At 60.5% G+C, this 14,321-nt stretch carries 11 protein-coding genes; 6 read left to right on the forward strand and 5 right to left on the reverse strand.

Annotation, left to right across the window (positions count from 1 at the left end; translation table 11 throughout):
- Positions 1-1,968, forward strand: a complete 1,968-nt coding sequence (locus OHL18_RS02325) for an ABC-F family ATP-binding cassette domain-containing protein (protein WP_263373221.1) — start codon at positions 1-3, stop codon at positions 1,966-1,968.
- Between the two features lie 187 nt (positions 1,969-2,155).
- Here OHL18_RS02325 and OHL18_RS02330 read toward each other — a convergent pair whose 3' ends face one another.
- On the reverse strand, positions 2,156-3,649 hold the full coding sequence (locus tag OHL18_RS02330) for a hypothetical protein (RefSeq protein WP_263373222.1): 1,494 nt from the start codon (positions 3,647-3,649) through the stop codon (positions 2,156-2,158).
- Positions 3,650-3,680: 31 nt separating this feature from the next.
- Here OHL18_RS02330 and OHL18_RS02335 point away from each other — a divergent pair, with 31 nt between their 5' ends.
- The 4 genes from OHL18_RS02335 (at position 3,681) to OHL18_RS02350 (ending at position 7,962) form a co-directional block, all read left to right on the forward strand.
- Positions 3,681-4,583, forward strand: coding sequence for an ABC transporter ATP-binding protein (locus OHL18_RS02335; RefSeq protein WP_263373223.1), 903 nt, complete (start codon positions 3,681-3,683; stop codon positions 4,581-4,583).
- 454 nt (positions 4,584-5,037) lie between these two features.
- Entirely contained in the window at positions 5,038-6,156 is a 1,119-nt protein-coding gene (locus OHL18_RS02340; RefSeq protein WP_449727815.1) for a hypothetical protein, read from the forward strand.
- A 218-nt stretch (positions 6,157-6,374) separates the two neighbouring features.
- Positions 6,375-6,929, forward strand: a complete 555-nt coding sequence (locus OHL18_RS02345; protein WP_263373225.1) for a hypothetical protein — start codon at positions 6,375-6,377, stop codon at positions 6,927-6,929.
- Positions 6,930-7,137: 208 nt separating this feature from the next.
- The gene (locus tag OHL18_RS02350) at positions 7,138-7,962 is read left to right on the forward strand and encodes a metallophosphoesterase family protein (protein WP_263373226.1); all 825 of its coding nucleotides are present in this window, start codon (positions 7,138-7,140) and stop codon (positions 7,960-7,962) included.
- Here the strand turns inward: OHL18_RS02350 and OHL18_RS02355 are convergent, their stop codons facing one another.
- The 4 genes from OHL18_RS02355 to OHL18_RS02370 all read right to left on the reverse strand — a co-directional run bounded on the left by OHL18_RS02355 (position 7,963) and on the right by OHL18_RS02370 (position 12,457).
- Complete coding sequence (locus tag OHL18_RS02355) at positions 7,963-9,045, reverse strand: alkene reductase (protein ID WP_263373227.1); 1,083 nt, start codon at positions 9,043-9,045, stop codon at positions 7,963-7,965. It abuts the gene before it with no gap.
- A 68-nt stretch (positions 9,046-9,113) separates the two neighbouring features.
- Complete coding sequence (gene galU, locus OHL18_RS02360) at positions 9,114-9,989, reverse strand: UTP--glucose-1-phosphate uridylyltransferase GalU (RefSeq protein ID WP_263373228.1); 876 nt, start codon at positions 9,987-9,989, stop codon at positions 9,114-9,116.
- Between the two features lie 129 nt (positions 9,990-10,118).
- A complete protein-coding gene (locus OHL18_RS02365) occupies positions 10,119-10,634 on the reverse strand; it encodes a Uma2 family endonuclease (RefSeq protein ID WP_263373229.1) in 516 nt (171 codons plus the stop codon).
- Positions 10,635-10,702: 68 nt separating this feature from the next.
- A complete protein-coding gene (locus OHL18_RS02370) occupies positions 10,703-12,457 on the reverse strand; it encodes a DUF885 domain-containing protein (RefSeq protein ID WP_263373230.1) in 1,755 nt (584 codons plus the stop codon).
- Positions 12,458-12,646: 189 nt separating this feature from the next.
- Between OHL18_RS02370 and OHL18_RS02375 the strand changes: the two genes are divergently transcribed.
- Complete coding sequence (locus OHL18_RS02375; RefSeq protein ID WP_263373231.1) at positions 12,647-14,317, forward strand: EAL domain-containing protein; 1,671 nt, start codon at positions 12,647-12,649, stop codon at positions 14,315-14,317.
- Positions 14,318-14,321: the final 4 nt, after the last annotated feature.

Below are 14,321 nucleotides of genomic sequence, written 5' to 3' on the forward strand. Positions count from 1 at the left end.
ATGCTGCAACTCTCACAAGCTGGCAAACGCTTCGGCCAGAAGCTACTCTTCGAAGACGCGAACTGGCTCATCACTCCTGACGAACGTACCGGCCTGGTCGGCGGGAACGGTACGGGCAAGTCTACCTTGCTGAAGATCCTGGCGGGCGTGGAGACGCTCGACTATGGGACGCTGACCCGCGTCAAAGGCATGACCCTGGGCTACCTGCCGCAGGATGGCCTGGCGATGCGCGGCAAGACCGTCTTCGAGGAGTGCCATTCGGTCTTCGACCACCTCTATGCGCTTGAGGCGGAGTCGATTGAGCTGACGCATATTTTGTCGGACAAAGACCCTAAGTCGAAGGAGTATCTCGCGGCAGCGGAGCGGTACTCGGACATCGCCGACCAGTTGCATGTCCACGACATCTACACGCTCGACTCGCAAGTGGGCGCGGTGCTCGGCGGTCTGGGCTTCTCGAAGGAAGACTGGGAGCGCAAGACCGAGGAGTTCTCGGGCGGCTGGCAGATGCGCATCGCGCTGGCCAAGCTGCTGTTGCAGAAGCCCAGCTTGCTGCTGCTGGACGAGCCCACGAACCATCTCGACATCGAGTCGCGCAACTGGCTTGAAGAGTATCTACACGGGTACGAAAACGCCTTCATCCTGATCTCGCATGATCGCTACTTTCTGGACGTGACCGTGAACAAGACGGTCGAGATCTGGAACAAGCGGATGCAGACGTACCACGGCAACTACGAGAAGTACGTCACGCAGAAGGAAGAGCGCAAGACGCAGTTGCTGAACGCCTACAAGAACCAGAAGGACCGCATCGACGCGCTGGAGGCGTTCATCAACCGCTTCCGCGCACAGGCGACCAAGGCCAAGCAGGTGCAGTCGAGGATCAAGGAACTCGAAAAGATTGAGCGAATCGAGATTCCGGAAGAAGAGGCGACGATTCACTTTACGATTCCGCAGCCGCCTGCTTCAGGGCGCACGGTGATCGAAGTAAATCATCTGACGAAGGTCTATCCGAGGCCCGATGGCAGCGATAAGACCATCCTTGAGGATGTAAGCTTCCAGATCGATCGCGGCGACCGCATCGCACTTGTAGGCGCAAACGGCGCGGGTAAATCGACGCTGATTCGTATGCTGTCGCTGCTGGAAGCGCCGACCTCGGGCGAGGTCAAGATGGGGCACAATGTGCTCGCCGACTACTTCGCGCAGGACCAGTACAAGGTGCTGGACCACAACGCGCAGATGCTGGACGACATCAGCGGCATCGCTCCCAAGGTGCCGCAGACGGAGCTTCGGAGTCTGCTGGGGTGCTTCATGTTCTCGGGCGATGATGTCTTCAAGAAGCTCGGCGTGCTCTCCGGCGGAGAGCGCAACCGCTATGCGATGGCGAAGATGCTGGTCTCTCCCGCGAACATGCTGCTGCTCGACGAGCCGACGAACCATCTCGATCTTCGCGCGAAGGACGTGCTGCTGGATGCGATCAGGAACTTCTCGGGCACGGTGCTGTTTGTCTCGCACGACCGGTACTTTATCGATGGGCTGGCAACACGGGTCTTCGAAGTAGAAGACCGCCGGGTGCATATCTATCCGGGGAATTACGAGGACTACCTGTGGCGCAAGCAGGGAGGGCCGGAGAAAGTAACCGTCGCAATTACAAATTCATTTCAAGCTCCTGCAGCGGTTACAAATACGCCACAACCTGCGGCTGTGCCTGCTCCGGCGGCACCGACGGTGAAGCGGTTGAATCCGATCAAGCTGAAGCAGCTTGAGGATCGGCTTGCGTTTGCTGAGGCGGAGATTCCACGACTGGATGACGCGATCATTGCGGTGGAAGAGAAGCTGGGGGCCTATACAACGGCTGAGGATGCTTCGAAGAACGCTAGAGATCTTGAGTCGCTGCGGGAACAGCGGACGAAGATGCTGGCGGAGTGGGAAGAGGTTTCGTTGACGCTTGAGGAGCAGGCTACGGCGGTTTAGGGCTGCGGAGGCCGATCCCACATCTGGCGATGGAGCCGCCAGATATGGGGCACCCGGCGGTCCAGCTGTTTATGAACAAAGGCAAAGGCCAATGCGGGGGTCTCTCCACTGCGCATCGCGATAATGCTGCGATGCTTCGGTCGAGATGACGTTTCTATGTGGCAGTTACCGCGTTTCTACAGAGCCTCTACTGCGTCGTGCCGGTGAGGAAGATCTGCTCGGAACGAGTGGCAATCACGCGATAGAGGGCGAACTGCCGTGCGCTTTGGCCGCGTAGCTCGAAGAGCAGGCTGGCACGATTCGAGGCGTCGGCGTCGACGGCATCGACGATCCTCATCCAGGGCGTGCGGTCGAGGTGAGCGGCGTCTGTGACGCTCTGGATGGCGGGCTTGAGCTCGCCGAAGGTATCGCGCTGGGCCACGATCGTGACATAGCGCAGGTTGTCTCCCTCGCCATTGGTGTGGGCCGAGTAGACGTAGGTCGCGGCACCGCCATAGCTCAGCGTGTAGCCGTTGAGCTGCTCGTCGAGCAGAGGCGGTGCCGGAGTGACGCTTTCCGGCACGGTGGAGTGACGGAGCTTGCTATTAGGCTTCTTCACGGCAGCGATCTTTGCCGGTGCCGTCGCAGGCTTGGGAGACGGAGCGTTCATGGTCGCATAAGCGGTCAGTTGCGCCTGAGCTAGAGTCCGCATCTTGCCGAGGACCGTGGCGCGCTCTGCATCGTCCTCCCATGGGCGGGAGAAGTCATGCACAGGGCGGTTGCTGGCGTCGGAGACAGCGACAGCCTGGTTCAGGCCGGCGGGAATGCCTTTGATCAGCGGAAGGTCAGCCTCGACCAGCTCCTGCTGGCCGCGTCCGCGACGCAAAGTGGGGCGGTCGGGGTCGTCGTTCAGCGAGGTCGCCAGGCCTCTCGCGCTGGACTGCTCAGCCTCTTTGCGAGCCTTCTTTGCCTCCTCCGGCGATCGCTTGCGCAATGTCGGCCGGTCGGCGTCGGGAGCAGGCGTTCCGGAGGTCGTGGCGGGCGGTGTTTTGTCGACGGGCGCATCGGCGGTTGCGGACTTGTCGTCAGTGGCCGCCGGCGTGGTCGAGTCCGGCTTCTTCGAGAGATGCGGCCGGTCGGGATCGTCCGGAGGCGCGGGCGAGCCGGCTGCCGGAGTTGCGGAGGACGTAGATCCGACCTCGGTATGGTCGACGCGACGAGCGAAGGTCGGCCGGTCGGAGTCCTTGTCCAGCTTATCGCTGGTGATCGTCGCCGTGGCGGTTGACGGCTTCAGGGGAACGGTCTTCTTCACCTTCGGCGCGGCAAACTTTCCGTAGCCGACCCAGCCATCGTCGAACCTATCCGTGTCGCCAACCGGCTTCAACCTGCGGGCAGAGATCAGTTCGATATTGCCGCCGGGAACCCCGGACTTGTCGACCTCGTAGATGGTCCCGGTATCGAGCGCGAACGGAACCGGCCGCGAGAGGTAGATGCCGGCGTCCTGGAACTCGTCGTTGATGAAGAGGCTCACGGGGATCAATCGCGTGGCTGTGGGCTTGGCGCGGTCGCCGATCCACTCGTAGACGCCGACAGCGCGCACCACGTCCTCCGGCTTTGCCACCTTGTGCATCTGGCCAAGCAGAGCGCCCGGCAGGCCGGCTGCCGAGAGTGATGCAATCGCGAGTATCAACTTCTGTCGCATAGACTCCCCAAAGTAGTTAGACGCAGGCTGGATGCAAACGGGACGCAAGGCCGGCGCCGCAGTCTCGCGGGCCTGCGGCAGATTTGGCGAGCGGATTTTGCTACCATTCAGCCCAGTGCCTGAAGCGATTCTTACCGTCGACGACCTTTCTATCGAGTTTGCAGGCTCAGGCCGCAAGGCAGTCTCCAATATCTCATTCTCGATCAATGAGGGGGAGACGCTGGGCCTGGTGGGCGAGTCGGGATCGGGAAAGTCAGCGACCTCGCTGGCAGTTCTGCGCCTCTTGCCGCCCTCCGCGCGGATGACGGGCAGGATATCCTTTCGCGGCCGCGACCTGCTGACGCTAAGCAGCGAGGAGATGAGGCGATATCGCGGCCAGGAGATCGCCATGATCTTCCAGGAGCCGATGACTGCGCTGAATCCGTCGATGCGAGTCGGCGAGCAGATCGCAGAGGCGGTCCGTGCGCACCATCCGGAGATAGGCCGTGCGAGCGTGCGGGACCGCGTGATCGAGTCCATGCGCGAGGTAGGAATTCCCGATGTGGAAAGACGCGTACGTGACTATCCGCACCAGTTTTCCGGCGGCCAGAGACAGCGAATTCTGATCGCCATGGCGATCGTGAACCGGCCGCGACTTCTGATTGCGGACGAGCCAACGACGGCGCTCGATGTGACGGTGCAGGCCCAGATCCTGGCGCTGCTGCGCCGCCTCACGAATGAATACAAGCTCGCTATGCTGTTCATCTCGCACGATCTCGCAGTGGTCAGCCAGGTGGCGGACCGGGTCGCGGTGATGCAGCACGGTGAGATCGTTGAGCAGGCAATTGCGGGCAATCTCTTTAGGGAGCCCAAGCATCCGTATTCGCGGAGACTGCTGTCGGCCGCGCCGACCATGACGACCGACCGCGAACGTCCGCTGGCCGCGAGCTACTGATAGCGGTAGCGCATCTCGCTTCGCAGCAAGGGCTCGTTGACACAGCGTTCATGTTGGGCTAGTTTTCCCTATCCAAGTAAATCCGGAAATGCAGTTGTCTCCCATCGCGCTTCTTTGAAGCGGCTTCCGTTTTTCTAACGGAAGCCACGGAAGATCAACCCAAGCTGTATGACCTGTGGTTCGCAGGCTCCGCTGTCGCATTTCTCTCGATGCTCTTTTCTGTCCGAGCGCAAGGTTGCCATCGCCGGCACGGTCGACAATGAAGTCGGCCTCGCTCCAGCAACTCTGAACTTAGCTGACCCCAAGCCTCACCGCGAGAGGCTCCCGCCTCCTCATGACTTAAATCACAGCTTGTTTCATCCCTTCTGGAGGACGTTTCCATGGTTCTGGCACTGAGAGTTCCACGCCGCTTTTTGACGATTTTCATCGCCCTCCTGATCGCAGCTCCCAGCCTCTGGGCACAGTCCAACTACGGCGCGATCCGCGGCATCATCTCGACCAGTCCCGCCGAGCTCCGCTGTACGAGAGCTACTCGTTCGACGTGGAGCGCGAGCTTCCCTTCAACATCGCGCTTAAGGTCGGCTATGTAGGAGGCCACGGACGCAATCTCCCTAACAGCGAAAACATCAACCAGCTTCCCGATAACCAGTATGCTCTAGGTTCGGGGCTCACCACGAAGGTAGCCAACAAGTACGCCGGACTCGGCAACTTCGGCACGGGAACGGTCAGCACCTACCAGACGCTGCTTCCCTTCCCGCAATACCAGGGCATCACAGACTCGCTCAGCATCGGCCGCTCGGACTACAACGCGCTGGACGTGAAGGTGCAGAAACAGATGAGCCACGGGCTGACCGTGCTGGTCGGCTACACATGGTCGTCGAACTGGGACAACATTTGGGGAGCCTATGGCTCTTCGAACACGCTCAACCCCGGCAACAACGGCCCGCAGGACATCTACGACATCTCGAAGGAGTACGCTCGGGCCACCAACGATATCCCCAACCGCTTCACGGTCGCTGGCACGTATGAGCTTCCCTTCGGACACAACAAGCAGTTCCTTGGCACCGCGAACCGCTGGTTAGATCTCGCTGTCGGCGGATGGAAGTTCAACGACATCATGATCCTGCAGAACGGCGGTCCGCTGGCCCTGACGCAGAGCACCAACAGCAACTCCTCTTACGGCAATAGCACACAGCGGCCGACGATCGTGCCGGGTGTGAACCCTTGCTACAGCGGCTCACCCGAGAGCCGGCTTGGCGGCGCGGGCAACAAGTCCTACTTCAACCCCGCTGCCTTTACCACCACACCCGCGTTCCAATACGGCAACCAGCCCCGCGCCAGCAACTGTTACGGCCCGGGATACGTCAATAGCGACCTGTCGCTGAACAAGGACTTCACGCTCACCGAGCGCGTGCATGCCGAGTTCCGCGCCGAGGCGCTCAACGCCTTCAACACGCCTGAGTTCAACGGCCCCAGCCTGGCAGTCGACTCCGGTGCAGCCAACGCCGGCAAGATCACCGGTACACTCGGCTTCCCACGCCTGGTTCAGCTCGGAGGTCGCCTGACCTTCTAAGCCGCAATCCATTCCACAACCCATACCAGAACGGAACGGAGCGAGAGAAACTTCCCTCGCTCCGTTTCTTTGTTGCACTCAGCGCGCATAGCACAGAGGTGGGGTGAGCCTGATGAACTCTGGATGAAATGCCGATGATGGGTAGGCATCCTGGCGAGTGAAATGGCCACTCCTGACGCTCGATCCAGCGATGGCGAACTCGAAGGGAAGAGGTGCCTATGTTCAGCGAAACTCAGTCCCTGCGTCAGCTATTCCACAAGGTTGTCGCCGATTGCTACTCGCGCTATACCGGTCTGCGCGACGCCGAACTGACCTCCTACGTCGCTGACATCCTCTCCGACTTCGCCGATCTGGACCGTCTCTATGGCATGCGCGATGAGCAGGGCACTCCTCTCGAAGAAGTCTCAAGGATGCTGGAGGCCAGCGATCCCGTCTACGGAACGGCACCTTCGTTCATCGCCGAACGCACGATGCGGAAGCACATTGGCGACTACTCGCTCTTTCACGCGGGCATGTACCCGGAGATCTTTCGCTCGCAGGACCGTCACGAGGGCGAGCTCTACCAGGAGATCGTTCAAGCTGGCCGGAGCAGCTACTACGTCGTGAGCCAGTTCAACGTCTTCGAGTATGCGGCAGAAGCGGAGCTGTTCGAGCGCCTCGCGGAGAACTTCGAGCTCTGCGTCTATGGGCTGAACAAGGTGCGCTGCGAGTTTGATCGCCTCTGCCTGCGCTCGGGTGCGGAGCTTGCGCAGTTTGAAGAGCACGCTATCTAGACTCGAAACCGATGGTGGTGGGCTGGCGGTGCGCTAGGTGGTCTCTTACGTTCCCACCCATCGCGATGAAGCTGCGATGGATGGGGCACCCGATCTTTTGGGGCTTGACCATTCTTGCTGTCCTTGTTTCAGTAGGTCGCTCGCTTTCCCCGCGAGGGAAATCCCTATAAGCTAGAGACTTCGTGCTCTCCCCGGCACGAGCTTGTCTATGCGCGCACTCGTCCTCTCCGATATCCATGGAAATCTCGAAGCCCTGACCGCCGTCCTCGACGCAGCGGGAGTGACCGACCAGCTCTGGAATCTGGGCGATGTGGTGGGATATGGAGGCAGTCCGAATCAGGTTATCGATAAGGTGCGTCCGCTGTCGAGCCTGGTCGTGCGCGGGAACCACGACCGCGTCTGTTGCGGTCTGGCCTCGGCGGTGGGCTTCAACCCAGTCGCACGCGCGGCTGCCATGTGGACCCAGAGCGAGCTTACCCCAGTGAACCTGGAGTGGCTTAAGGCCCTGCCGCAGGGACCGATCCTTCCTCACTACAGGCCTCACTACAGTGTGATCGACTCGGGCATTGTCGCCTCGATCGCTGGCGAAGCTGTGGACGAGATCGATCTCGACGTGAGCTGTGTCCACGGCTCGCCGCTCAACGAAGACCAGTACATTCTGAGCATGCGCGACGCATGGGCGCCGCTTCAGCAGATGGTCAGCGATGTGACCTTCTTTGGACACACGCATGTGCAGGGTGGATTTTCAAGCAGCGGATCGGAGTGGAAAGAGATCCGGCCTGCGTACCGATCGCGCAAGGACGCCGAGTCATGGACGGTCAAGCTGTCCTCTGGCTCGCGCCACCTGATCAATCCCGGATCGGTCGGGCAGCCGCGCGACTTCGACTGGCGCGCGGCCTTTGCGATCTATGACTTTGAGGCGTCCGAGGTGACCTACCATCGCGTCCCCTACGACCTTACGTCGTCGCAGGGGCGCATCTTGATGGCCGGATTGCCGGAACGGCTTGCCGCGCGGCTGCGCGAAGGACGCTAGCTACGCTCCGACCGTTTCGGGCTGCAGCGAGGGATAGTCGATGTAGCCTTCCGGACCATGGGAGTAGAAGGTCTTTACGTCCGGCACGTTCAGAGGCGCACCCTTTGCGAACCGGATCGGAAGATCAGGGTTGGCGATGAAGAGCTTGCCGTATGCGACGGCATCGGCCTTGCCCTCGTCGAGTAGCTGCTGGCCAGTCTTCTGATCGAGTGCCTCGTTGGCCACGTAGACGCCACCAAACTGCTGCTTCAGCGTAGGTCCGAGCGAGTCCGGGGCGACAGCCTCGCGGGCAGCGATGAAGGCGATCTTCTTCTTGCCAAGTTCCGTCGCCAGGTAGCCGAAGGTCGCGGGCAGGTTCGAGTCCGAGATGCCGTGGACGCCACTGCGCGGGGCGAGGTGCATGCCGACGCGGCCCGGGCCGAAGACGGAGATGGCGGCATCGGTGACTTCGAGGTGCAGGCGGGCCCGATTCTCGATAGGGCCGCCGTACTCGTCAGTGCGGTGGTTGGTGCCGTCCTGCAGGAACTGGTCGAGAAGATAGCCGTTTGCGCCATGAATCTCAACGCCGTCGAAACCGGCGTCCTGGGCGTTTTGCGCTCCGCGACGGAAGGCTTCAACGACGCCCTTCACCTCTTCGAGCGTGAGCGCACGCGGCGTGACGAAAGGGCGCTCCGGACGCAGGTGTGAGACGTGTCCGGCCGCGGCGATGGCCGAGGGAGCGACCGGCGTCTGGCCGCTGAGGAAGACGGGATCGGAGATGCGGCCTACGTGCCAGATCTGCGCGAAGATGCGGCCACCGGCGTTGTGGACAGCCTTGGTGATGGGCTTCCACGCCTCGGTCTGCTCTTTCGACCAGATACCAGGCACCTGAGCGTAGCCGACGCCGAGCGGATCGACGGGCGTGCCCTCAGATATGATGAGGCCGGCCGATGCGCGCTGCGCATAGTACTCCGCGATGATCGGTGTTGCGACGTGGTCGACGGTGCCGCGAAGACGCGTCAGAGGCGCCATAATGACGCGGTTGGGCAGGTGAAGGTCGCCTAGCTGAATGGGGTCGAGAAGGTTTGGGGTCGTGTTTGCCATGTCACTCGTTTGATGTGATATGGCAGGATGGGGATTCTCATTCCGCATCCAAACAAGATGGAGGCTCCCTACAGCGGAAAATTTTTGAGAAAGTCGCGGAAGCCATCGCCGAGCTGCGGATGCTTCAGGCCGAACTCTACTGTTGCTTTCAGGAAGCCGAGTTTGTCGCCGGCGTCGTGGCGCTTGCCTTCGTAGCTGTAACCGTAGACCTTCTCGTACTGCATCAAGGCCTTGATGGCGTCTGTCAGCTGGAGCTCACCGCCTGCGCCGGGGGTGATGCCTTCGATCATCTCGAAGATGCGCGGCGTCAGGATGTAGCGGCCGATGATGGCGTTCTGCGAAGGTGCCTCTTCAGCCTTGGGCTTCTCGACCATATCGGTGACTTCGAGCAGGCGTGGATTGGAGGCGACCGGCTTGACTGCGAGGCAGCCGTAAGCGGAGATGGCCGCGCCTTCGACGACTTCGGAGCCGAGGATCGTCGACTGGGTCTCGTTGAAGGCCTCGACCATCTGCTTCATGCAAGGGATGGTCGCATCGACGATGTCATCGGGCAGAAGCACGCAGAAGGGCTCGTTACCGACCACTTCCTTCGCCATCAGGACAGCGTGGCCGAGGCCGAGGGCTTCGGGCTGGCGGACATAGACGATCTTGGCGAGCTTCGAGACCGAGCGTGCGACCTCGAGCAGGGCGGTCTTATTCTTCGCGGCGAGCGAGGCTTCGAGCTCCGCCGACTTGTCGAAGTGGTCTTCCATGGTCGTCTTGCCGCGGCCGGTGACGATGATGATCTCGGTGCAGCCCGCGGCCACAGCCTCTTCTACGCCGTATTGGATCAGCGGCTTGTCGACCAGGCAGAGCATCTCCTTCGGCGTGGCCTTGGTTGCAGGCAAGAAACGGGTGCCCATACCGGCGGCAGGAAACACAGCTTTGCGAATCTTCATGGTCATGAGATGCAAATTCCTTTGTCGATGCGAAGGGGGAGTAGGCGTTACCTAAGTCATGCTAACAAAAGGGGTGATGACGCGGGTATGAAACCTTTGTGGGAGAAAAGCGAGCAGGACGCAGACAGGAAAACCCTAGTCAATCAGTTCCCTTACTCTTGCCCAATCGATAGTGCAGCGGCTGCCGGGAAGCTCCTGCACCCCTTCACCGATCTCGGCGAGATCTCCCTTAAGAAACTGAGAGATCGTCTGCAATGCGGGATCGATAACCATGATGGTCCGGATGCCCATCTGTTCGTACTCCTTCAACTTCACCATCATGCGTGACATCCGGTCCTCGGGAGACAAGACCTCGAAGACCGCGATCGGAGGGATAGTAAGGATCTGTTCGATCGGGTTATCGCGATCGAAGACGACAACGTCAGGGACGCGGAAGTTGAAGCGGGTCGTCTGCACGCGAAGCTCAGGACGGACGCGGACGTTCCACTCGCGCGAATGATTAAGGAACCAGTGCTGGATCGCCTGTTGCCAGGAGGCATGGTCGTACTGGCCCATCGGTCGCTCCTCAATGTGCCCATCAACATACTCGGCGTCCGGCTCATAGTCGGACATCAAGTACACTTCAACGGGAACCTGTGCAGTAGTCGCCATGGCCCGACCTCCATCTTCAGAAGCAGCTAGATAAAAAGTATCACTTCCACGAAGCGTCGACGCGCGATTTACAGAACCGGCGAATCATCCTGCAGCATCGCCTTGCGGATGACCTTTATGGGGGCAAGTCCCTGCAGCATCAGGTTGTCGTGAAACTGTTGCAGGTTGAAGGCCGCTCCCTGTTTCTTCTTCAGGTCCTCGCGAAGCTTCATGATCTCGAGCTTGCCTAGCGTGTAGTAGAGATACGTCGCATCCGAGGTGCCGCGCTTGGTCTCCATTAGGCCGACCGACCGAGACTGATAGCCTTCCTTCACGAAGAAGTCGACCGCCTGGTCGATGCTCCACGGCGTATTGCCGGTTTCTCCCTGTCCAGTGTGCAGCTTGATGGCGACGATAAAGCGGGCATCACGCAGCAGAGCGTCCTGCAGTTGCCCAAGGCGAATGAGCTTTGCCTCACGCACTTGCTCCGGCGTCGCATTCGCTGGAGGAGCGGCGTATCCCTGGTCCAGCATCATCTGCTCGCAGTAGTGCGCCCAGCCTTCGATGTTCGTGTTGGCACCGATCAGTTTGCGGATCTTCGAAGGGAAACGGTCCTGCCAGAGGAACTGGACGTAGTGGCCGGGATAGGCCTCGTGCACGCTGGTGCTGACGATGGTGCCGACGTTGAACGCGGCCATGTGCTCCGCGACATGCTCCGGGGTCCAGTCCTTCTCCGGCAGCGTCACGTTGAAGTAGGCCTTCTTCGAGTGCGTCTCAAACGGGCCTGGCGAGTCCATCGAGGCCTGGGTCGTGGCCCGCATGAACGGAGGCGTCTCTTCGAGCGTGGGCTCAACCTCGCTGGGGATGGTGATGATGTGGTTCGCGCGAATGAACGTGATCAGAGAGGTAAAGGTGTCCTGGAAGGAACCCAGCAGCTTGTCCGGGGCAGGATGAATCGTTGCAAGTTCAGCGAGCACCTGCTGCGGCGTCTTCGAGGGATCGACCTCTTTGGCGATGCGGGCGAACTCCGCCTGGTTGCGATGCAAGTCGGCGTATCCCACCTCAAGCAGGCGGTCAAGCGGGATGTCGACCATCTCGTCGTAGCTGAGCTTCTTGGCGTAGGTCTCCGCACCGAGCTTGTAGTCGCCATTGGAGCGGGCGAGCAGGTCAGACTTCATCCACGCCGAGTAGCTCTTGAGCGCGTCGATGACGGCCATGTTGGACTTCGCGAATGCAACTTTCGTGGCAGCGTCCGTGGCATCCGTGAACGCTGCCGGCACGTCATCAGAGAAGAAGGAGATGATTCCGTCGATCTGTTCAAGCGCGATCTCGGTGAAGATGCGGGGAGGGTTCTTGAGGTTCTTGCGGGCCTCCACCAGAGCCTCGGGCATGCGCTGCTCGCGCGCGACCAGGGCCTTCAGCCGGGTGTTGGGAGGGGCGTAGTTGCGGCTCATAATGACAAAAGCGGAGTTAGCGAGACTTGAAGAATAGGTGTCGGGATTCTTCTCCAGCGGGCGGATCACTTCAAGCTCGAGCAGAGAGGAGTGGATGCTGTTGAGCAGGATCTCCCGGTCTGCCGCGACGGGAAGGTCAAGCGCGGCCGGATCGATGGCGGCGATCTTCGCCTCGTAACTTTTGAGGGCGGCAACCTGTCGCGCGAGGCTTGCGGCGGAGTAGTCTTCAAGCTGGGCATCATATTGATGCAGGCCGGCGGAAGTTCCCGCCGTGGGCGAGAAGTGGAACAGGACGTCGGTGAAGTACTGGTCGGCAAGAAACTGGAACGTTTGAGGAGCTCCATCAGCAGAGATTCTCTGGGAGTTGCTCTGAAGTGCAGGAAGAAGCATGGAAGCTCCAAGCAGTAGGATAGAAAGTCGCACCATGGAATGCATGTCCTCATAGGGAAGTCTATGGGATTATGGTGGGGAAGAGAATTGCGTCGATTCTGCGCTGCGCTCGACGGACGATAGGATCAGACAGATAGGGAACGTGCGGCACCGCAGTAGCAGGATCTTGTTTTGCCGGGGCTAAGAAGAATGGCGGCTTCTGTAGTGCAGCGTGGCAGCGACATTAGGACGGAAAGCTCCCTGCTGCGCGGGAACCAGATGCCTATGTGGATCTACGACCGCCAGACGCTGCGCGTCGTTGAGGTAAGCGAAGGAGCGCTGCGGCAGTATGGCTATACCCGCGAGGAGTTCCTGGCGCTGACGCCGCAGCGATTACTCGCTGCCAAAACTGCCAGGAAGAGCGCATTCCCCGAAGTCGCGAAGAATGGCCATTCGGGCCGGACTGAGGTGCATCGCCACGCGGACGGCACAAGCTTTCCCGTCCGCGTTCACTCGAACGCCCTCATCTACAACGGTCGCGTGTCGCGCCTTGTCGTTGCTTCTCCCTCACCGATACCGCCCGAGCCCGCCCGTACGCTGCCCCATACAAGAGACAGCTGGACCATGGGACTGACCGACCGTAGCCTGCTCGAGCATCGCGCGGCAGAGGCCCTGGCCCATGCCGACCGCAGGCGTCGCAGAGTGGCGGTTGTTTCTATGGACATCGACCACTTTGACGAAGTGGCTGAGCGGTACGGAGATGCTGCCTGCGATACCTGCCTGGAGCGAGTGGCGTATTGGCTCCATCGCAGGGTCCGAGGGATGGACACGGTCGCCCGCACTGGAGTCCATGGGTTCACGATCGTGCTTGCCGAGCTCGACGACCACTTCGATATCTACCGTGTGGCGGAAGCGCTGCTCAAGATCTTTGCGGAACCAGTGAAGGTGGGTGATGAATCGGTCATCCTGACAGCCAGTGTCGGGATCGCGGTCTATCCCGATGATGCCCGCGAGCTGGAGCGCCTGCAGCACGCAGCGGATACGGCGATGCACCAGGCCCGCGCAAGCGGAGGCCATCGCATCGCCATGTTCTCGCTTGCCTCCAAGGAGCGGACGGAGCTTGCCGCCTACATGCAGAATGCTCTGAAGGCAGGCAGCTTTCGCCTGCACTATCAGCCGCAGTACTCGCCAGCGGGAACGGTGTGCAAGTTTGAAGCCCTGCTGCGTTTGCCCAGGAAAGAAGGTGGCTTCATTCCTCCAGACCTCTTCATCCCTGTCGCCGAAGAGACAGGCATGATCGAAGAGCTGGGTATGTGGGTCATTGAAGAGGCGGCGTGCCAGTTAAAGATGTGGAAAGACCAGCTTGGCGGCACAATTCCCATCGCGGTAAACGTCTCTCCGCTGCAGTTGAAGAGCGCCGGGTTCGCAAAGGCCGCGCTGGAAAGGATCAGGGGTTGCGGCGCAGATCCCGCATGCATTGAGTTCGAGATCACCGAACGCGCCGTATTGAACTTCACCGAAGCCCAGGAGCCGATGCAGGAGCTCGCCCGGGCCGGCATTGTCTTCGCAGTCGACGACTTCGGTACGGGATACTCCTCGCTGCAGCACCTGCACCGCCTGCCCATCTCGGTTCTCAAGATCGACCGCTACTTCATCAATCGCCTTGGCGTGCAACGTGACGCGGGCGCGATTGTAGAGGCCATCGTCTCCATGGCTCATGCTCTTGGTATGAAGGTGGTCGCAGAAGGCGTGGAGACCCAGGAACAAAGAGACACGGCGACGTTCATGGGATGCGACGTGATCCAGGGATTTCTGCATTCGGCAGCGATCGAGGCACAGTATGTCCCCTTGCTCCTGGGTTGGCCTGAAGTGTCCTTATAAGCCA

It is taken from the genome of Granulicella aggregans (assembly GCF_025685565.1).
In the GTDB taxonomy this organism is placed as follows: domain Bacteria; phylum Acidobacteriota; class Terriglobia; order Terriglobales; family Acidobacteriaceae; genus Edaphobacter; species Edaphobacter aggregans_B.

What these genes read in the sequence shown, in the direction of transcription:
- OHL18_RS02335 (WP_263373223.1), top strand. Translation starts at nt 3,681, where the DNA reads ATGCAAACGGGACGCAAGGCCGGCGCCGCAGTCTCGCGGGCCTGCGGC.
- OHL18_RS02345 (WP_263373225.1), top strand. Translation starts at nt 6,375, where the DNA reads ATGTTCAGCGAAACTCAGTCCCTGCGTCAGCTATTCCACAAGGTTGTC.
- OHL18_RS02355 (WP_263373227.1), bottom strand. Translation starts at nt 9,045, where the DNA reads ATGGCAAACACGACCCCAAACCTTCTCGACCCCATTCAGCTAGGCGAC.
- OHL18_RS02370 (WP_263373230.1), bottom strand. Translation starts at nt 12,457, where the DNA reads ATGCTTCTTCCTGCACTTCAGAGCAACTCCCAGAGAATCTCTGCTGAT.
- OHL18_RS02330 (WP_263373222.1), bottom strand. Translation starts at nt 3,649, where the DNA reads ATGCGACAGAAGTTGATACTCGCGATTGCATCACTCTCGGCAGCCGGC.
- OHL18_RS02375 (WP_263373231.1), top strand. Translation starts at nt 12,647, where the DNA reads ATGGCGGCTTCTGTAGTGCAGCGTGGCAGCGACATTAGGACGGAAAGC.
- galU (WP_263373228.1), bottom strand. Translation starts at nt 9,989, where the DNA reads ATGACCATGAAGATTCGCAAAGCTGTGTTTCCTGCCGCCGGTATGGGC.
- OHL18_RS02325 (WP_263373221.1), top strand. Translation starts at nt 1, where the DNA reads ATGCTGCAACTCTCACAAGCTGGCAAACGCTTCGGCCAGAAGCTACTC.
- OHL18_RS02350 (WP_263373226.1), top strand. Translation starts at nt 7,138, where the DNA reads ATGCGCGCACTCGTCCTCTCCGATATCCATGGAAATCTCGAAGCCCTG.
- OHL18_RS02365 (WP_263373229.1), bottom strand. Translation starts at nt 10,634, where the DNA reads ATGGCGACTACTGCACAGGTTCCCGTTGAAGTGTACTTGATGTCCGAC.